The organism is Streptomyces sp. NPDC054796 (assembly GCF_053611545.1).
In genome coordinates, this window is record NZ_JBSHAO010000016.1 from 69,469 (window position 1) to 88,803 (window position 19,335).

The 19,335-nt window shown below is 72.2% G+C and carries 13 protein-coding genes; 2 read left to right on the top strand and 11 right to left on the bottom strand.

The annotated features are described in order from the left end of the window. Window positions 1-3: 3 nt before the first annotated feature. From ACWGJ2_RS16030 to ACWGJ2_RS16050, 5 genes are all read right to left on the bottom strand, one after another. Window positions 4-1,953: a DUF4153 domain-containing protein gene (locus ACWGJ2_RS16030; protein ID WP_453346701.1), complete on the bottom strand. Its 1,950-nt coding sequence runs from the start codon at window positions 1,951-1,953 to the stop codon at window positions 4-6. A gap of 211 nt (window positions 1,954-2,164) precedes the next feature. Continuing rightward, window positions 2,165-3,220 carry an ADP-ribosylglycohydrolase family protein gene (locus ACWGJ2_RS16035; protein ID WP_453346702.1) on the bottom strand — a complete coding sequence of 352 codons (1,056 nt, stop codon included), beginning with the start codon at window positions 3,218-3,220 and terminating at the stop codon, window positions 2,165-2,167. Window positions 3,221-3,258: 38 nt separating this feature from the next. Further along, window positions 3,259-3,918 (bottom strand): histidine phosphatase family protein, encoded by a 660-nt coding sequence (locus tag ACWGJ2_RS16040; RefSeq protein ID WP_453346703.1) that lies wholly within the window; start codon window positions 3,916-3,918, stop codon window positions 3,259-3,261. A 16-nt stretch (window positions 3,919-3,934) separates the two neighbouring features. Then, entirely contained in the window at window positions 3,935-4,543 is a 609-nt protein-coding gene (locus tag ACWGJ2_RS16045; RefSeq protein ID WP_453346704.1) for a YdbC family protein, read from the bottom strand. A gap of 111 nt (window positions 4,544-4,654) precedes the next feature. After that, complete coding sequence (locus ACWGJ2_RS16050; RefSeq protein ID WP_453346705.1) at window positions 4,655-6,136, bottom strand: amidase; 1,482 nt, start codon at window positions 6,134-6,136, stop codon at window positions 4,655-4,657. A 137-nt stretch (window positions 6,137-6,273) separates the two neighbouring features. On the opposite strand from ACWGJ2_RS16050, the gene ACWGJ2_RS16055 reads away from it, so the two are divergent. Beyond that, the gene (locus ACWGJ2_RS16055) at window positions 6,274-6,903 is read left to right on the top strand and encodes a TetR/AcrR family transcriptional regulator (protein ID WP_453346706.1); all 630 of its coding nucleotides are present in this window, start codon (window positions 6,274-6,276) and stop codon (window positions 6,901-6,903) included. Window positions 6,904-7,042: 139 nt separating this feature from the next. Here the strand turns inward: ACWGJ2_RS16055 and ACWGJ2_RS16060 are convergent, their stop codons facing one another. Together ACWGJ2_RS16060 and nrdR are read right to left on the bottom strand one after the other, a co-directional pair. Further along, on the bottom strand, window positions 7,043-9,934 hold the full coding sequence (locus ACWGJ2_RS16060; RefSeq protein ID WP_453346707.1) for a vitamin B12-dependent ribonucleotide reductase: 2,892 nt from the start codon (window positions 9,932-9,934) through the stop codon (window positions 7,043-7,045). Between the two features lie 132 nt (window positions 9,935-10,066). After that, the gene (gene nrdR / locus ACWGJ2_RS16065) at window positions 10,067-10,612 is read right to left on the bottom strand and encodes a transcriptional regulator NrdR (protein WP_453346708.1); all 546 of its coding nucleotides are present in this window, start codon (window positions 10,610-10,612) and stop codon (window positions 10,067-10,069) included. Window positions 10,613-11,084: 472 nt separating this feature from the next. Between nrdR and lexA the strand changes: the two genes are divergently transcribed. Next, window positions 11,085-11,879 (top strand): transcriptional repressor LexA, encoded by a 795-nt coding sequence (gene lexA, locus ACWGJ2_RS16070; RefSeq protein ID WP_453346709.1) that lies wholly within the window; start codon window positions 11,085-11,087, stop codon window positions 11,877-11,879. Window positions 11,880-12,045: 166 nt separating this feature from the next. Here lexA and ACWGJ2_RS16075 read toward each other — a convergent pair whose 3' ends face one another. The 4 genes from ACWGJ2_RS16075 to ACWGJ2_RS16090 form a co-directional block, all read right to left on the bottom strand. Then, the gene (locus tag ACWGJ2_RS16075; RefSeq protein WP_453346710.1) at window positions 12,046-14,166 is read right to left on the bottom strand and encodes an ATP-dependent DNA helicase; all 2,121 of its coding nucleotides are present in this window, start codon (window positions 14,164-14,166) and stop codon (window positions 12,046-12,048) included. A gap of 146 nt (window positions 14,167-14,312) precedes the next feature. Beyond that, a complete protein-coding gene (locus ACWGJ2_RS16080; RefSeq protein WP_453346754.1) occupies window positions 14,313-16,145 on the bottom strand; it encodes an IucA/IucC family protein in 1,833 nt (610 codons plus the stop codon). Between the two features lie 88 nt (window positions 16,146-16,233). Beyond that, window positions 16,234-17,070 (bottom strand): GNAT family N-acetyltransferase, encoded by an 837-nt coding sequence (locus ACWGJ2_RS16085; protein ID WP_453346711.1) that lies wholly within the window; start codon window positions 17,068-17,070, stop codon window positions 16,234-16,236. A gap of 32 nt (window positions 17,071-17,102) precedes the next feature. Continuing rightward, a complete protein-coding gene (locus tag ACWGJ2_RS16090) occupies window positions 17,103-19,301 on the bottom strand; it encodes an IucA/IucC family protein (RefSeq protein WP_453346712.1) in 2,199 nt (732 codons plus the stop codon). Window positions 19,302-19,335 lie beyond the last annotated feature (34 nt).

Here is a 19,335-nt window from a genome sequence, read left to right on the forward strand (position 1 = left end):
CCCTCAGCGGATGCCCGGCTCCGGCCCCTCGTCGAATTCGTGCTCGCCTCCGGAGTCGCCCCCGTACTCGTCGGACCGGCCGCACGGACCGTCGCCGAGCCGCAGCGGCCGGTCGACGAGTGCGGCGCGGGCACGGGACTCGCCGTAACTCGTCGCGTACCAGGGCTCGTCGTCCTCGGCCTTCAGGTCGAAGGAGATCTCCCGGAGGGCGCAGGAGCGCTGCGGCTCGGGGAGCCGGTCGAGGGCCGGGACGGCGTCGGCGGAGAGGCCCTGGAGGTACACCAGGTCGATCTTGCCGGTGCGCTCGTACCGCTTCACGTTCTGGTCCGCGATCAGCCCGTCCGGCGACAGGAGCCCGAAGGACAGCACCGCGACACCCCCGCTCGCCAGCACCGCGCGGGGCAGCCATCCGGCTCCCCTGCCACCCGGTGACGAGACCGCGCCACGGACTCCGGCGACCATGATCAGCACGATGACGACCCCGAGCAGCAGCTCCATCCCGAACACCGAGAGACGCAGCCGGGTGAGGCCGTAGGCGTCGACGTACAGGTCCATGCGCCGCAGGGCCGAGACGACCACGACGAGCGTCAGCAGGCACAGCGTGCCCAGCACGCCCCGCACCAGGGCGCCGTCGCTCTGCCTGCCGCGAGGAGCCCAGCGCAGCGCGAAGGCGATCACCACAAGGGTGAGGAGCGTGGCCGAGAGAAGCTGCCAGAAGCCCTGACGCGCGTACTCCGCATAGCTCAGACCGGTCTCGCTGAGCACCTTGTCGTAGCCGCCGAAGAGGACGGTGAGCTGGACGAGGTTGAAGGCGGCGAACAGTACGTTCAGCACGACGAGGGGAAGCGCCCACTCCACGCGTCCCCGCGCCCGGCCCGGTGTCGTCTCGATGCGATCCCAGCGGTAGGGGGCCACCGCCGTACGGGCGGCGGCGAGGGCGCCCAGCACGCCGACGACGAAGAGCAGGAACCGCAACGGGCCGTCCACGACGGACAGTTCCGGGATCAGGCCCCCGAGGAGATCGGCGAACGCGGCGTCCGCACCGGCGAACAGCGCGCCGAAGACCACCAGCAGCGCGACCGCGACTGCGGCCGTACGCACCACGGGCCACCACCGGTCACGGGAGCCCCCGGCCCGCTGCCGTACGCCCTTCCACCCCCAGCTCACCCCCGAAGGCACGGCTCCGATCAGGCCGACGGCTCCCAGCAGGGCGCCACGCCAGGTGTCCCCGCTCCCGTGGAGCGCGAGCGAGCCGAGGGCCAGGGCGCCGAGCACGGCGAGCAGGCTGGGCCAGGTGGCGTCCCGCAGGGCGGGGACGACCAGCATGGCCACCGCGCCCACGCTCCATATGAGGGTCCACGGGCGCGGGTGACGCCCCGTCGTCTGCGCGGCGAAGAAAGCGGCGAGGACGGCGGGAATGGCGATGATCACCAGGTTGACGCCCACCCCGTCGCCGAGCAGCAGAGCGGTGAGCAGGCCGGTGGCGACGACGGACCAGGCGGTCGCCGTACGCATGGGTGCGACGGGTCCGTCCGGCTGGATGGCCTGCACCCAGGCGGGCGGCGGGGGCGGCTCGTAGACCGGCGGGCCGTAGGGGCCGGGGTACGGAGGTCGGGCCGAGTGAGCTGCGTGGGCCGGGTGGGGCGTGTGGGCGGGGCCACGGGACTGCGCCGTGGGAGCGGCGTCCTCGGGCGGCGCCGGGTTCGACCCGGGCTCCGGCTCCGGTTCCGGTTCCGATTCCTGTACCGGCGCGGGTCCCTGCACCGGCGCGGGCTCCTGCTCCGGTGCGGCTTCGCGGCCGTCTCCTTGGCCGCGGGCTTCGTCACCGGCACCGTTCCGGCGCTCGGCCGGACCGTCACCGGCCCGGCCCGTGGCGGCATCCGGCCGGTCTGACCCGGCCTCCGCTTCCGGGCGTTGTTGCTCGCCGGGCTTCTTCTGCGAATCGTCGGACATGGTCCCCTCCCCGCCGCGACGATCGATGATCAGAGTCGCGGGCTAGGCGACACCGTAGGCGCTGTTCCAGCGCTTCCACGGAGCCGGAAGGGAGCTGTGACGTATCAGTGACACGACCACGTCAGACCGACGCGCGCGCACCACGCCAGACCGAGGCACGCACCGCGTCAGCCCGACGCGCGCACCACGCCAGCCCGGCGGACGGACCGCATCAGACCGACGACGGGCCCGCTCCCCCGGGCCGGGGCGTGGGACCGTCGCCAGGGGCAGCCTCGTCGGGGACACCGTCACCAGTGACGTCGCGTCCCGTCCGCATCCACGACGGAAGCCGTTCAGTGGAGCGCGTCCAGGCGCGCGGCGGGGCCCCGGCGGGCCCGGCCGACGCGATGACGCCGCCGACGATCGCGCACGTCGTGTCGACGTCGCCGCCCGCCTGGGCCGTGGCCCAGAACGCCCCCTCGTAGTCACCGAGGTGCCGCGCCACGGCCCACAGGGTGAAGGGCACCGTGTCGTGCGCGCTCGTGCGGCGCCCGCAGCCCAGCACGGCGGCGACCGTGCCGACGTCGCCGTAGTCGAGCATGTCCCGCGCACGGCGGATCCCGGCCTGGACAGCGCTGCGGGGCACCAGGTCCCGCACCCGTTCCAGCAGCAGCGCCCCCGTCAGGGGCTCCCCGGCGTCCTCCATACCCCCCGTGCTCCCCGCACCCGCCGTGCTCCCCGCCGCACCGGCCACCAGCGAAGCCGCCGCGGCCACCGCCATCGTGCCGGTGACCGCCTCACGGTGCTGATGGGTCACGAACGCGGAGCGTTCGGCCTCGCGCAGCGCGCTCTCCGGGTCGCCCGCGTACCAGGCGCCGAGGGGCGCGACGCGCATCGCCGCGCCGTTCCCCCACGAGCCGCGCCCGTCGAAGAGGGCCGAGGCGAGTTCCCGCCAGTCGCCGTTCTCCTGCCGGATCAGCCGCAGCATCCGGTTCACGGCGGGCCCGTACCCGCGGTCGAAGTCGTGGTGCTCGGCGAAGGCCGAGGCCAGTGCGTCCTGGTCGATCCGGCCGTGTCCGGCCAGCACCTCGACCACCGAGCAGGCCATCTCGGTGTCGTCGGTCCACTGCCAGACGGCGGGCGGCAGTTCGCGCCGCTTCAGGAGGGGATGGTTGCCGGGGACGAAGAACTGCGAGCCGAGGGCGTCGCCCACCGCCAGCCCGCGCAGGCTGGCGAGGGCGCCGGAGACCCGCTCGCCGCGTGCGAGGTCATGGGGTTCAGCGCTCATGATCCGCGACTCTAACCGGAGGCCCGCCCCCAGGACCCCTAGCCGCACACTCCGTAGGGACGTGGCGTGCACCACTGCTCGAACGGGCGGTCCAGTTCGTAGCGCCCGTCGGCGCCGAGTTCCAGGCAGCGCATCTCGCCGTTGCCGGGGTTGGACAGCGACTCGAACTCCGCGACCGTCCAGTGCAGCCACCGCATGCAGAAGAGCCGCATCGTCAGCCCGTGGGTGACCAGCAGCACGTTGGGCGGGTGGTCCGGCGCCTGGAAGCTGCGCCAGAGGCTCTCCAGGAAGGCGCCCACGCGGTCGTAGACGTCGGCGCCGGACTCACCCTGCGCGAAGCGGTAGAAGAAGTGCCCGTAGGCGTCGCGGTACGCCTTCTGCTTCTTCACGTCGTCCCGGTCCTGCCAGTTGCCCCAGTCCTGCTCGCGCAGCCGGGGCTCCTCCCTGACCCGCATCAGCCCGGGGTCGAGCCCGAGGGCCGCGAGCGTCTCGTGGGTGCGGCGGTACGGTGAGACGTAGGCGGAGACGCGCTCCTGCCCGAACACCTTCCGCAGCCGCTCGCCCGCGGCCTCGGCCTGGCGCAGGCCGCGCTCGGTGAGGGCGAGGGCGTGGTCCGGGACGCGCTCGTAGATGGTGTCGTCGAAGTTCCCCTCCGACTCTCCGTGCCGGATGAGGACAATACGATGGGGACGCGACATAAGCCTCACTCTAGGGTCATACGGTCCAGGACGGTTCGAGGTCGATCACGTCCCCGGCTATCGCCGTCACGTCCGCGCCCGTCTGGGCGCGCAGCGCGAGCCGCTCCACCCGCTCGGTGCGGTATTTGCCGTGCTCGGCGGCCGAGTCCCACATCGACAGCACCATGAACTCGTCCTCGGTGTGCGCCTGCGCGAACACGCCGCGCAGCATGCCAGGTGATCCGGCCATCGCCGGATTCCACACCTTCTCCTGCATGAGGGTGTAGTGCTCGATGCGGTCGCTGCGCACCCGGCAGTGCGCGACGCGGAGCAGGTCGGCGTCCGTGAAGACCGGAGTGAATCCGGTCTTCACGTCGAAGCGGTACTCGAAGAGCCGCACCCTCATGTCCTTGTAGGTGCCGATCTGCGCGGCGTGCAGGCGGTCGTGCGAGCGCGCCATGAAGGAGTCGTAGAAGGCCCTGCTCTCCCAGAAGCCGAAGAGGTGCACCACCCCTTCGCGGGCACGGCTCCAGCCGCCGCCCTGCCCCCGGAATCCAGGCTCGCCGAGCAGCCCCGCCCACTTCCGCTGACCCCGTTCAAAACCCCGACGGTCCACGACGGAACAGCGCATCCACTTGACCAGCACCGCGCCATGGTACGGCCATACCGGTGACGCGCCGTACGGGCTCAGGCCCAACTCGGCACCCGGAGGGACAACTTCGGATTCCCTACCGCGACAACTTCGGCGAAACCGGCGTCAGCCGCCCAGCACGACGCTCGACGCACCACCCCACACCCGTCCGACGCGCTGTTCGATTTCGGCGGCGGCGTCCAGGCACAGGTCCTCGCGGAAGTTCCGCCCGATCACCTGGACGCCCTGCGGCAGCCCGCCGAAGACGCCGCCGGGGAGCGCCACGGCGGGCACCCCCACGAAGCTGGTCGCCGCGCACAGCCGCAGCGCCGTGGTGACCCGGCGGTGCCCCTCCTCGTCGCGCGACTCCAGCCCCGGCTCCATGGGCGGCTCGGTGAACACCGGCGCCAGCAGCAGCGGGTACTCCTCCTGGAACCGCGCCCAGTCCCGCTGGATGTTCAGCCGGAGTCCGACGAGCCGCAGGTACTCCGCCAGTTCGACGGGCCGCGTACGGGCCATGCCCAGCTCGATGTAACGGTGCCCCTCCTCCCCCAGGAGCGTCCGCACGACGGGCCAGGTCCCGCTGAACTCGGTCATCACCAGCCTGCCGTACGCGTCCAGCGTCTCCTCCAGCCGCGGCACGTCCGCGACCTCCTCGACCACGTATCCCGCGTCCGAGAGCGCCCCGGCCGCCGCGTCGACGGCAGCGCGGACGTCGGGGTGTACGCCCATGCCGCCGGGGTCGGCGAGCACGCCGACGCGCGGGGGCGACGCGAGGGGCGCCAGCCGGGTCGGCACGGGCACCGCCCGGGGGTCGCGCGGATCGGCGCCGGGGCCCGCCAGCGCCTCGAAGGCGGCGCGGAGGTCCCCGACCGTACGGGCGAGAGGGCCGTCGACGACCAGCGTCTGGGAGGCGAACGGCGGGTCGTCGGGGCCGATGCGGTGGTCGGCGGGAAAGCGCCCGGTGGTGGGTTTGAGCCCCGCCGCGCCGCAGAAGACGGCAGGGAGACGGACCGAGCCGCCGGAGTCGTTGCCGAGCCCCAGGGGCGCCATGCCGCTGGCGACGGCGGCGGCGTCGCCGCCGCTGGTGCCGCCCGGGGTCACGCGTGCGTCCCAGGGGTTGACGGTGTCCCCGTACAGCTCGCTGCGCGTGTGGACACCGGCCAGGATCAGGGTGGGCATGTTCGTGTGACCTACGGGGATCGCGCCGGCGGCGCGCAGCCGTGCCACACCGGGGGCGTCCTCCCGGGCCACGTGGTCCTTGAAGCGCACCGCGCCGAAGGTCGTGGGGACGCCCTCGATGCCGGTGGTCTCCTTGACCGTGAACGGCACTCCGGCGAGCGGCCCGAGCACCTCCCCCGCCGCGCGGCGCGCGTCGAGCGCCGCCGCCTCCGCCCTGGCCGGCGCGGCGAGCGGCTGGGTGACGGCGTTGACGCGCGGGTTCACCTCGGCGATGCGCGCGAGGTGGCTCTCCATCACCTCCGCCGCCGTCACCCGGCCCTCGCGGACGGCCGCGGCGAGAGCGGTGGCATCGCACTCCCACAGCCGCTCGCCCGCACCCTCCTCGCCCGCTCGCTCCTCACCCGTGACCTGCTCCCGTTCGCTCATGGCCCGCTCCTCCCGTTCGGTTCGGTTCCGTTCCGATGCGATCGCATCGGAACGAGTGCACCGTAACCTGTTAACCGATACGCGCGCATCGGAAAAACTGGAGAACCGGACCACTGGAGAAGGAGCGGGCCCGCCCCATGCCACGACAGATCGACCACGAAGGCCGCCGCCTCCGGATCGCCGATGCCGTCTGCCTGCTCGCCGACGAGCGCGGCCTGGAAGGCGTCACCCTGCGCGACGTCGCCGCCCGCGCGGACGTGTCCATGGGAGCGGTCCAGCGGTGCTTCCGCACCAAGGAGGAGATGCTGGTCTTCGCGCTGACGCACGTCGGCGAGCTGGTCGGTGCCCGTGTCCGCGCCCGCGTCGTGGAGTCCCCGGCGCAGTCGGCGCGCAGCACGCTCGGTCACACCGTCACCGAGGTCGCCCTCGTCCGGGAGGAGCACCGCGCGCAGGCGCGGGTGTGGCTGGCCTTCCTCGCGCAGGCCGCCGTGACCCCGTCTCTGGCGGGGGTGCTGCGGGACAACTACGCGGGGCTGCACGCCGTCCTCGTACGCCTCATCGGGGAGGCCGTCGACGGTTTCGGCGGGTCGGATCCCGTCTCCGGAACGGAGTCCTCAGCGCGGGAGGCGCACACGCTGCTGGCCCTGGCCGACGGGCTCACCGCGCACGTGCTGATCGGGTACCTGACGCCCGACGAGGCGCTGGGCGTGCTGGACGGCCACCTCGGCCGCCTGTGGCAGCGCCCGGAAGCGCTGGGACGTGGCTGACGGCGCCCCGGCTCATCCCGCCCCGCGCACGACGAAGCGGTGGCCGATCACTCGGCCACCGCTTCGTCGGTCGTTCAGCCCGCCTGCCCGTCAGACGTCACATGACAGGCACCGGACGTCAGGCGTCAGGCGTCACCCGTCAGCTGCACCCGCTCGTGGACCCGCAGCCCTCGCAGAGGTAGCAGCTTCCCGCGCGGCGCATCTTCGTGCCGCAGGAGAAGCAGAGCGGGGCGTCGGCGTTCAGCCCGAGCTGCATCTCCAGCAGTTCGGTCGAGTTGTGGGCCTCGACCGGTGCCGGAGTCGCGGCCTGCGGCTCCGCCGCCGCCTCGGCCCCTGCCTCGGCCTTCGCCTTCTCCTTGGCCTCCTTGACCGTCTCCGCCTTGGGCGCCGACTGGGCCAGGCCCTCCACGTCCAGCTCGTCCTCGGACGGCTCGTACGAGCCGGTCTCCAGGTGGCGCTGACGCTCGGCGGCCGAGTGGATGCCGAGGGCCGAGCGGGTCTCGAAGGGCAGGAAGTCCAGCGCCAGGCGGCGGAAGATGTAGTCGACGATCGACTGTGCCATCCGCACGTCCGGGTCGTCCGTCATGCCCGCGGGCTCGAAGCGCATGTTGGTGAACTTCGAGACGTACGTCTCCAGCGGCACCCCGTACTGGAGGCCGACCGAGACGGCGATCGAGAAGGCGTCCATCATGCCCGCGAGGGTCGAGCCCTGCTTGGACATCTTGAGGAAGACCTCGCCGAGCCCGTCGTCCGGGTAGGAGTTCGCCGTCATGTAGCCCTCGGCGCCGCCCACCGTGAAGGAGGTGGTGATGCCGGGACGGCCCTTGGGGAGGCGGCGGCGGACGGGACGGTACTCGATGACCTTCTCGACCTCCGGCTCCTTCTTCTCCTCCTCCTTCTGCTTGGCGGAGAGGGGCTGGCCGACCTTGGAGTTCTCGACGTAGACCGCGAGCGCCTTGGTGCCGAGCTTCCACCCCTGGAGGTAGATCTCCTCGACGTCCTCGACGGTGGAGCTGGCGGGCATGTTCACGGTCTTGGAGATGGCGCCGGACAGGAACGGCTGGGCCGCCGCCATCATCCGGACGTGGCCCATCGGCGAGATGGACCGCTCGCCCATGGCGCAGTCGAAGACCTCGTAGTGCTCGGGGCGCAGCCCGGGCGCGTCCACGACGTTGCCGTTCTCGGCGATGTACTCGACGACCGCCTCGATCTGCTCCGGCTGGTAGCCGAGCCGCTTCAGCGCCTTGGGGACCGTGTTGTTCACGATCTGCATCGAGCCGCCGCCGACGAGCTTCTTGAACTTCACCAGGGCCAGGTCGGGCTCGACGCCGGTGGTGTCGCAGTCCATCATCAGGCCGATGGTGCCGGTCGGGGCCAGCACGGACGCCTGCGCGTTGCGGAAGCCGCTCTTCTTGCCGAGCCGCAGCACGTCCTGCCACGCCTCGGTCGCCGCCGCCCAGACCGGGCTGTCCAGGTCGTCCATGCGCTTGGCCTCGGCGTTGGCGTCGGCGTGCTGCTGCATGACGCGCTTGTGCGCGTCGGCGTTGCGCGCGTAACCCTCGTACGGGCCGACGACCCCGGCCAGCTCGGCGGAGCGCTTGTAGGAGGTGCCGGTCATCAGCGAGGTGATGGAGCCCGCCAGGGCGCGGCCGCCGTCCGAGTCGTAGGCGTGGCCCGTCGCCATGAGCAGGGCGCCCAGGTTCGCGTAGCCGATGCCGAGCTGGCGGAAGGCGCGGGTGGTCTCGCCGATCTTCTCGGTCGGGAAGTCGGCGAAGCAGATGGAGATGTCCATCGCCGTGATGACCAGTTCGACGACCTTCGCGAAGCGCTCGGCCTCGAAGGACTGGTTGCCCTCGTCGTCGTCCCGCAGGAACTTCATGAGGTTGAGCGAGGCGAGGTTGCAGGACGAGTTGTCCAGGTGCATGTACTCGCTGCACGGATTGGACGCGGTGATCCGGCCCGTCTCCGGCGAGGTGTGCCAGTGGTTGATGATGTCGTCGTACTGGATGCCGGGGTCGGCGCAGACGTGGGCCGCCTCGGCCATCTTGCGGAAGAGGTGCTTGGCGTCCACCTCCTCGACGGGCTCACCGGTCATCCGGCCGCGCAGAGCGAACTTGGAGCCGGACTCGACGGCCTTCATGAACTCGTCGTTCACGCGGACCGAGTTGTTGGCGTTCTGGTACTGGACGGACGTGATGTCGTCGCCGCCCAGGTCCATGTCGAAGCCCGCGTCGCGCAGGGCGCGGATCTTCTCCTCCTCCTTGACCTTCGTCTCGATGAACGCCTCGATGTCGGGGTGGTCCACGTCCAGGACGACCATCTTGGCCGCGCGGCGGGTGGCGCCGCCCGACTTGATCGTTCCGGCGGAGGCGTCGGCGCCGCGCATGAAGGAGACGGGGCCGGAGGCGTTGCCGCCCGAGGAGAGCAGTTCCTTGGAGGAACGGATACGGGAGAGGTTGAGACCGGCACCCGAGCCGCCCTTGAAGATCATCCCCTCTTCCTTGTACCAGTCGAGGATCGACTCCATGGAGTCGTCGACGGAGAGGATGAAACAGGCGCTGACCTGCTGCGGCTGCTTGGTCCCCACGTTGAACCAGACCGGGGAGTTGAAGGCGAAGATCTGGTGGAGCACGGCGTAGGCCAGCTCGTGCTCGAAGATCTCGGCGTCCGCCTCGGAGGCGAAGTAGCCGTTCTCCTCGCCCGCGCTGCGGTAGGTCTTCACGACGCGGTCGATGAGCTGCCGGAGGCTGCTCTCACGCTGCGGGGTGCCGACGGCCCCGCGGAAGTACTTGCTGGTGACGATATTGACCGCGTTCACCGACCAGAAGTCGGGGAACTCGACGCCACGCTGCTCGAAGTTGACCGAGCCGTCGCGCCAATTGGTCATGACGACGTCCCGGCGCTCCCAGACCACCTCGTCGTACGGGTGCACTCCGGGCGTGGTGTGGATGCGCTCGATGCGCAGCCCCTTGCTCGCCTTGCTGCCCTTCGCGCGGGAGCCGCGTGCCGGGCCGCTCGTCGTCTCTGTCATTCCGCCTCCCTGTACCGGGCATAACGCCCCGATGTGCCCCGATTCTTCCCGGGGCACGATGTCTGTCTGATCGCCGGAGCACCGTGCGGGGCTCCGGTCGTGTCTGAAGGTCTTCGGCGCAGCCGGCAGTCGTCAGTCGACGGCGCTCGTGGGGGCAGGAACCCCCGGGCCCGCGCCCGCGGCGCCGTCGCCGCGGTCCTGCGGGTCCTGGTCCCCGTACTCCTGCGCGGGAGGCGGGGCGTCGCGGAGATCCGCGATGGCGGCCTCGAAGTCGTCCAGCGATTCGAACGCCTTGTAGACGGACGCGAACCGCAGATAGGCCACGAGGTCGAGGTCCTTGAGCGGACCGAGTATGGCGAGGCCGACGTCGTGAGCCGACAGCTCGGCGCTCCCCGTGGCCCGCACCGCCTCCTCGACCCGCTGGCCGAGCTGGGCGAGGGCGTCCTCGGTGACCGGCCGCCCCTGGCACGCCTTGCGGACGCCGGAGATCACCTTGTCCCTGCTGAAGGGCTCGGTGACCCCGCTCCGCTTGATCACCATGAGTGACGCGTTCTCCACCGTGGTGAAGCGGCGGGAGCAGTCGGGGCACTGACGGCGACGCCTGATCGCGGCGCCGTCGTCGGTCGTGCGGCTGTCGACGACACGACTGTCGGGGTGTCGGCAGAAGGGACAGTGCATGGTTCCCCACCCTCCTTGAGCCATCGAAGCCCTGACCGTGCATGACTGATACGGCCTCCAAGGGCCGCCTTCGGCACGCCCCTCGAAGCTGACACCAGCATAGGCGACGTCCCTCCGCGTGAAGCACGGGGGACCACAACTTGTGGTGGCGTGCGCCCATCAAACCACTAGATCTGGTGCCGGGGCGCCAATGCCGCCTAAGCGTGTCGCGCCGTCGAAGGCAGTCCAGAGCCTACGTGAAGCGGGGTCGGAGAGGAGCGCTGGGGCGCGCCTGCGACACTGGGTGAACCCTTCGCGACGCTCGGACGTGTCAGCCGTGACGCACCGGCGCGGGGGCGACGGCGGCCCATACACCTGCGGACCTGATCGAGTCCGTTGAACTGGAAATTTTCACTCGAACGTGTGTTTGGCGCAACCTTTCGAAACCAACTACCGTTGTCCAACTAGGGAGAACCGCTCGAGAGGGGCCGACGTGACCACCACCGCAGACAGTGCCACCATCACCTCCCAGAACCGCTCCGCGCAGTCGCTCGACCAGATCCAGGCGATGGACGACGCCATGACCCCAGAGTCGCCAGACGGCCAGCAAGCCAAGCGTGCGCTCCCAGGACGACCTCCCGGCATCAGGGCCGACAGTTCCGGGCTCACCGACCGCCAGCGCCGCGTGATCGAGGTGATCCGCGATTCCGTGCAGCGCCGGGGCTATCCGCCGTCCATGCGCGAGATCGGCCAGGCCGTCGGGCTCTCCAGCACCTCGTCCGTGGCGCATCAGCTCATGGCGCTGGAGCGCAAGGGCTTCCTGCGGCGCGATCCGCACCGCCCCCGCGCGTACGAGGTCCGTGGCTCCGACGCACCCAGCACCCAGGCAGCGGCCGACACCACGGGCAAGCCCTCCGCGTCGTACGTGCCGCTGGTCGGCCGCATCGCCGCGGGCGGGCCGATCCTCGCCGAGGAGTCCGTGGAGGACGTCTTCCCGCTGCCCCGCCAGCTGGTCGGGGACGGCGAGCTGTTCGTGCTGAAGGTCGTGGGCGATTCGATGGTCGACGCCGCGATCTGCGACGGCGACTGGGTGACCGTCCGCCGCCAGCCCGTCGCGGAGAACGGTGACATCGTCGCCGCCATGCTGGACGGCGAGGCCACCGTGAAGCGCTTCAAGCGCGAGGACGGCCATGTGTGGCTGCTGCCGCACAACGCCGCGTATCAGCCGATCCCGGGGGACGACGCGACGATCCTCGGCAAGGTGGTCGCGGTGCTGCGGCGGGTCTGAGCACCCCCCGTCACCCCTGGACGGGCCGCCGGTTCCCTCTGCGCCGGGACCGGCGGCCCCGCTGTGCGTCCGGAGCCCGGCGCGTGTCCAGGGCCCCGGTGCGTGTCCGGGGTTCCGGTGCGGGGGCCCGGTGTGTGTCCGGGCCCCGCTTGGCCTCTCCTGGGTGCTACGCCTTCTTGGCCGCCGCGTCGATCGCGGCGAGGGAGCGGCGGACCTGGTTGCGGTCCGTCGTATACCAGAAGTCCGGCATGGAGGCGCGCAGGAAGCCTCCGTAGCGCGCCCGCTCCAGCCGGGGGTCCAGCACAGCGACCACGCCGCGATCGCCCATCGCGCGCACGAGCCGGCCCGAGCCCTGGGCCATCAGCAGCGCGGCATGGGTGGCCGCCACGGCCATGAAGCCGTTTCCGCCCGCCTCCTCCACCGCCTTCTGGCGTGCGCTCATCAGCGGGTCGTCGGGCCGGGGGAAGGGGATGCGGTCCATCACGACCAGTTGGCAGCTCGCGCCCGGCACATCGACGCCCTGCCACAGCGACAGGGTGCCGAACAGACACGTCTCCGGGTCGTCAGCGAAGCGCCTGATCAGCTCGCCCAGCGTCTCCTCCCCCTGGAGGAGGATGGGCACGTCCAGCCTGCCCCGCAGCTCCTCGGCCGCCGCCTGGGCGCCGCGCATGGAGGAGAAGAGCCCGAGCGTCCGTCCGCCCGCGGCCTCCACCAGTTCGGCCAGCTCGTCCATCATGTCCCCGCGCGAGCCCTCGCGGCCGGGGGGCGAGAGGTGCTTGGCCACGTACAGGATGCCCTGCTTGCGGTAGTCGAACGGGGAGCCGACATCGAGCCCTCGCCAGCGCGGCCCTGTCTCATCCGTTGCCGCCGAGCCGCCGGAGGAGCCGCCCGCGCCGTCAGCGCCGGGCTCCGCCTCCCCCTCCGCTCCAGAGGCCCCGGACGCCCCGGAGGCCGCGTCCGTGCTCCCGCCCGCAGTGGCGACACCGCCCGGCTGGTCCACCGCGTCCGCCTCGTCCCGAGCGCCCTCGGGCCGCAGGCCGAGGGAGGCCCCCACGCCGTAGAAATCGCCGCCCAGCTTGAGCGTGGCCGAGGTGAGGACGACGGAGCGGTCCTCGAAGAGGTTCTCGCGCAGCAGGCCCGAGACGGAGAGGGGCGCGACGCGCAGCGAGGCTCCGTAGCGGTCATGGCGCTCGTACCAGATCACGTCGTACTCCGAGCCCTCCACGATGCGCTCGGCCACGTCATGGATGTTCTCGATGGACGCCATGGCCTGCTTGCGGACGGCGTCCTCGTCCTGGACGGACTTGTCCCGCGTGTTGCCCAGTGCCGTGATGCAGGCCCGCGCGGCGTCACGCAGGGCCATCAGCGCGTACCCCAGGTCCTCGGGGACCTCCTCCAGGCGCCCCGGCAGCGCCAGCTCCATCAGCCGCTCGAAGGTCTCGGAGGCGGTCTGGAGCTGATCGGCCGCCTTCTCGTCGACGAGCTTGGCGCAGCGGCGCACCGCGCGGTTGACGCCGCCCGGGGTCAGCTCGCCCGTGGCGACGCCGGTCACCCTGGAGACCAGCTCGTGCGCCTCGTCGACGATCAGGACCTCGTGCCCGGGGAGCACGGGGGCGCCCTCGATGGCGTCGATGGCGAGGAGGGCGTGGTTGGTGACGATCACCTCGGCGAGCTTGGCGCGCTCGCGGGCCGCCTCGGCGAAGCACTCGGCGCCATAGGCGCACTTCGTGGCGCCCAGGCACTCGCGGGCCGAGACCGAGACCTGGGACCAGGCGCGGTCCGAGACGCCGGGCGTCATGTCGTCGCGATCGCCGGTCTCCGTCTCGTCCGACCAGTCCCGCAGCCGCAGCAGGTCCTTGCCGAGCCGTGAGGTGGGCGCGGCGGCCTCGAAGGGGTCAAAGAGACCGTCCTCTTCCTCCTGGGGCACGCCCTCGTGTAGGCGGTGCAGGCACAGGTAGTTGGACCGGCCCTTGAGCATGGCGAACTCGGGGCGGCGGCGCAGCAGCGGGTGCAGCGCGTCGACCGTGCGGGGCAGATCGCGCTCGACGAGCTGGCGCTGGAGGGCGAGGGTGGCCGTGGCGACGACGACGCGCTCGCCGTGCGCCAGGGCAGGGACCAGATAGCCGAGGGATTTTCCGGTGCCGGTGCCCGCCTGGATGAGCAGGTGGGTGCCGTCCTCGACGGCCTCGGCGACGGCTTGCGCCATGGCCACCTGGCCGGGGCGCTCCGTGCCTCCGACAGAGGTGACGGCGGCATGGAGGAGTTCGGTGAGGGCGGGCTTGCTCATAGGTCCGACACCTTACGCGCCGCCACTGACAAGCCGTCCTTCCCCGGCCACGGCCCAGGTCAGGCGCATGACAGACCGGGGCCGTGGCGGCCGGGAAGGAACGGAACGGGCCCCCGGTGGGGGCGGGACCGACGCGTAACGTCAGGTCACGGCCCGTGCAGCGGGTTGGGCACCTCGCCGTGGACTGCGGCGTGCGGGCGCTGCGGGCGATCGCGGTAGCCGTCGAGGTGGAGGCGGTTGCGGTTGAGGCAGAGCCTGTCGATGCGCGGGGGCAGCAGGTCGAAGGTCTCGAAGCGGGGCTTCAGCTCGGGGAAGCGCTCCTGGTAGCGGTCGATCTCCGCCCGTACGAGTGACCAGAAATCCCCCTCCGGCACGCCCAGTTGCTCCTCGCACAGCGGGCCGAGATGGCGGAAGACGCCGACGAACAGGCCCGAGTGCAGGAACTGGGTGAGGAACCCGGGCGGCTCGCTCAGCAGCACGGCACGCACCTCGTCCGGCATGTCAGCCAGCTCCGGGACGGGCCGCGCCGAGACGTTGACGTCGTCCACGAAGTCCTTTATCGCCAGGCGCACGGGCACGTCGCGCTCGTCGAAGACGACGATGGCGTTCTCGCCGTGCGGGGAGAAGACGGTGCCGTAGCGGTAGAGGAAGTGCAGCAGCGGGGGCAGCAGCGCCGCGAACAGATGGCGCAGCCACACGCGCGGCTCCAGCCCCGAGCGCTCGACCAGCTCAGCGGTGAAGGCCCGCCCCTGTGCGTCGGTGTGGATGAGGGAGGCGAGCGTACGCGCGCGCTCCCCCGGGTCGAGGAAGCGGCCGATCGGCTCGCGCCAGATGCAGCCGAGCAGTTCCCTGTACTGGTACGGGACCTGCGGCAGCGCGTCGTAGAGCGGGTGGCGCACGGTGATCGAGGCGACCTCGCCGAGGAGGATCACCCGGCACTCCTCGGACAGGTAGGCGTCCGCGTCGCGCAGCCCCTGCACCCAGCGGGTGACGGCGGGCGCCGCGACGGTCCGCTCCGTCGGCAGCCCTCGCCACACCAGGGTGTTGAGGACCGACAGGGGGAGCTTGACCGTGTGACGGTCGGGGCGCGAGATGTTGAGGAAGGTGCGGATGGACTGCTGGGGCAGCCGCAGATCGCCGTCCGTGCCCAGCGGGACGATGTCGTCGGCCGCGAGGGCGGGGGCGAAGAGGGGGGCGATGGTCTCGTCCCACTGCCAGGGGTGGACGGGGAGGAAGAGGTAGTCGGCGCCGGAGAGCCCCCGCGCGCGCAGGGTCTCCTGGAAGCCGAGGAGGGCGTCCGGGCTGAGTTCGCGCCCGTAGAGGCGGTGCGGTTCGGCGAGCGAGTGCACGCCGCTGTAGACGGCGAGCGAGCGGCGTACGGCGATCCACGGGAGGCGCTGGTGGCGGCGTCCCTCGGGTGCCCAGAGCGTGGCGTCGGAGGCGGAGAAGCCGAGCCTGCCCTTGCTGGCGACGAGCCAGGGGTGGCCGGTCTGGTGGCCCTCCAGGTCCGCGTAGCCGAGGTCGGCGAGCCGGGCGGCGGGCAGCTCGCGGGAGGCGAGGTGCACGTCGGCCGTGAGAGTCGCGGTCAGCTCGCGGATGAGGTGCCCCAAGGTGTCCCCGCTGAGGCCGAGGACCGTGTCGTGGGCTCTGGCGAGGAAATCGAGGGGGCCGGTGTCGCGGGGGGTGAGGGAGTCGGGAGCGATGGTCCAGTGGCCGTAGGCGCCGCGACGGGCCAGGAAGCGGAGGGTGAGGCCGGCTCCGACGGGGAGGCGGTAGGCGGCGTAGGCGGGGCCTGGGCGGGGGTTGGTCGCGGGGGGCGCCTCGGGTTCCCGCTCGGGCTCGATGATCCCCTCGTAGGCGAACTCGGCGAGCATCTTGACGAGCAGCTTCCTGCCCGCGCGGGCCCAGTTGTCCGGGTCCAGGCCAGGGGGGACGTGCAGCGGTACGGGACTGTCCGGTTCGTGGGGGCTTCCTGCCACGGAGGGTTGTGACACCACATTGGCTCCTTGTTCGGGGTCGGGTTCGAAGAAGGCGCGTGGGGGGTGGAGCGGAGGGACCCGGTGGCGTTCAGAGGGCGGTGCGCAGCTCGCGGTCGCGGACCATCAGGGCCGCCCGTTTCTCGGGCAGCTCGACCTCGGCGGAGAAGCGGAAGCCCGCGCTCAGGAACGCGGAGATGGAGGCGGTGTTGCGCAGGTCGGGCTCGGCCAGCACCCGGCCGCAGCCGGGGCGCTGATCGAGCACGAGGTCGGCGACGGCGCGCAGCAGCGCAGTGCCGACGCCGCGCCCCCGGTCGGCGACACCGCCGATCAGCAGATGGAGGCCCGTGTCCTGAGGCCGCGCCTGGCAGTAGCGGGCGACCGGGTCGAGGTCGGCGCGGTAGATCTCCCAGTAGCTCATGGGGGTGCCGTCCAGGACGCCGAGGCACGGCACGCTGCGGCCGTCGCCCTCCAGTTGGGCCCGTACGTGCGCGGCCGTGGTCTCCGCCGGGCCCGACAGCTCCCAGAAGGCGGCGACGGCGGGGGCGTTCATCCAGGCGGCGAGCAGGGGGAGGTCGCGGGCGAGCCGGACGGGGACCAGTTGCAGCGCCCCCACGGGGGTGTGCGTGGCGGGCCAGGTGTCCACGGAGTCGAGCAGAGCGGGGTCGGCGCCCGACGGGCGCGAGTGCCCGGCGTGGGCGCCCTCCTCAGGAGGGGGCGGGGCCGGGACCGGAACCGGGGTCTCCGCCGCGCTGTCGCTCGCGGCGAGCAGCGCGGTGAGTTCACCGGGGAGGTGGAGGTCGAGGGTGTCGTCACTGCTGGAGTGCGGCGAGTCGGCGACGGGCCCGGACTCGGGATCCGGACCGGGGCAGGGACCGGGTCCCGCGGACTCGGGCTTCGCGAAGGGGTGCTCGCGAGAGTGCTGCATGACGACGCCTCCTCTCGGTGCTCGTAGCGGGGTCAGTGGATCAGTGGATTGGTGACGTCGACGTAGACGGACTGCGTGTCCACGGGGCCGACGAGTTCGTCGAGACCGTGCAGCCGGGTGAGGAGGTTGGCCTTGCAGCGCAGGCTCGGGGAGTCGAGGAGCAGCGCGGGCAGCGGCGATACGGGCGCGCCGTCGACGCCGCGCGCCTCCTTCTCCAGGAAGCGGCGGAGCGCGGCCAGGAGCAGCCGCTCGTCCGCGAGCCACTGGGCGCCGAAGGCGCCGATGAGGCCGAGGACGTTGTTGATGCCGAGGTAGTAGGCGAAGCGCTCGTCCGTGACGTCGTCGTCCACGAAGGACTCGCTGGCGACGCCGAGCCGCGCTCCGGGCAGCCGCCGCTCCAGCGCCTCGCGCCGTGACGTACGGAAGTAGTAGCCCTGGTTGTCGCGGTAACGGCCGCCCCTGGGCCAGCCGTCCGCGTCGAGCAGCACCAGGGTGTTCTGCTGGTGCGCCTCCAGGGCGATCCCGGCGTGCGCGTCGAGCCACAGGACGGGGCGTACGACGGCGTCCAGATAGCGCAGGAACCACTCCGCAGAGACGGCGGCGACGGACCGTCCCGTACGGGACGCCAGGCGCTCGACCACGTCGGTCAGCCGCGAGCGCAGCGCACCGGGCCGGGCCGCGCCCGTGCCCGCATCCGCGTCCGCGTCCGCAGGGGCGGGCGGCCAGGGGCGGGGCGAGGTGAGGGAGGCGAGGCACACGGCGTCGTCGCCGGGCGCGAAGGGGTGGTGCCGGACGACGGTGTCCAGTCCTGGCAGCGGCTCGCCGTCAGGGCCGTTCACGCCCAGCCAGGCCGGGTCGCGGACGATGTCGAAGCCGGGGTGGGCCGCGTGCCACTGGGTGGCCAGCCCCGAACGCAGCAGCCGGTGCACCTCGACCCCGCGCAGCGCCTCCTTGCGGAGGTTCTCACGGCGGGAGTTGGTGATCCGCACGCCCAGCGACAGCTTCAGCATCGCGGGCCCCTCGGGGCGTGCCACGGTGCGGATGGAGGAGGTGGGGTGCCAGGGGCCGCCCGCCTCGCCCAGGTCGTGCAGCAGCCCCTCCGCCAGGAGCGCGGCGACGGCGGGCCGGTGCCGCAGCTCCCGCGCCTGCCAGGGGTGCAGCGGCAGCGGCGCGGTGCCCTCGGGCAGCCGGGCCGCCACCTCCTCGCCTGCGAGCCTCGTGGCGAGCCGGTCGGCGGGAACCGTCCTGCCGCGCTCGGTCCAGGCGGAGTCGTGGGCGAGCAGAGAGCGGGAGACAGCGAACCAGTGCAGCGGGAAGGCGGCGCGCAGTTCGGGCGAGTACGCGCGTACGCCCTCGTCGGACAGTCCCTCGCGGCTCTTGGGCGTCGGGTGCAGGGGATGCCCCAGCAGGAGCGACTGTTCCGCGTCGAGGAAGCGTCCGGTGCCGGAGGGGGCGCGCGGGGATGCCCTGCGCGCGGTGAGGAAGTCCACGGTGCGCTGGAGCGAGTCGGCGACCCGGCCCACGAGGGCGGCGCTCTCGATGGGGTTGTCGACGCGGGTGGCGTGCGCGCCCCGGTCCACGTGCACCCTTTCCGCTCCTTCCGCCCTTTCCGCCCCTTCCTCCTCCACCGAGCGCCCCCGGTGTGCCGCCTCCCGGCCGATCAGTGCCGCGAGGGTGACGGCGTCCACGGGGGCGGCCTCCGGAGGGGCGCCCTCCAGCAGCGGGGAACCGAAGCGGTGCCATCCCGTGACCGACCAGTGGAGCACCGGCACGAGCACGGCGGTGCCGCAGGCGTCGAGCGGGATGCGCAGGGGGGTGCCGGAGGCGGGCCGTGGCAGGTCGTTCTCGCGCACCCAGCACCGCAGCAGGTTCTCGGTGGCGGCGGCGTCGGCGGCGACGGCGGGTCCGAGGTGCTCCAGAGGGTCGGCGTGGCCGGACGGGTTCGCGTGCGGTACGGGGTTCGCGTGGGGCACGGGGTTCGCGTGCGGCAGAGGTGCCGCATGTGTCAGAGGGTCCGCGTGCGTCGGGGAACCGGCGGCGTCCGGGAGGGGGTGGTCCGTGACCGTGCCCATGTCGGCGTCCAAGTCCAAGTCCGTGTCCGTGTCCGTGTCCGTGTCGTAGTCGCTCACCGTGCGCCGGGACTGCCGGGGCACGGCGGGCTCGATGAGACGGGCGAGTCGTTTACGGACCGGGTCCCTCGGGGTGTCCTCGGATCCGGGGCGCGCGTTCACGGCGGTCTCCTCTGGTCTCGGTCGGCGCGCTTTG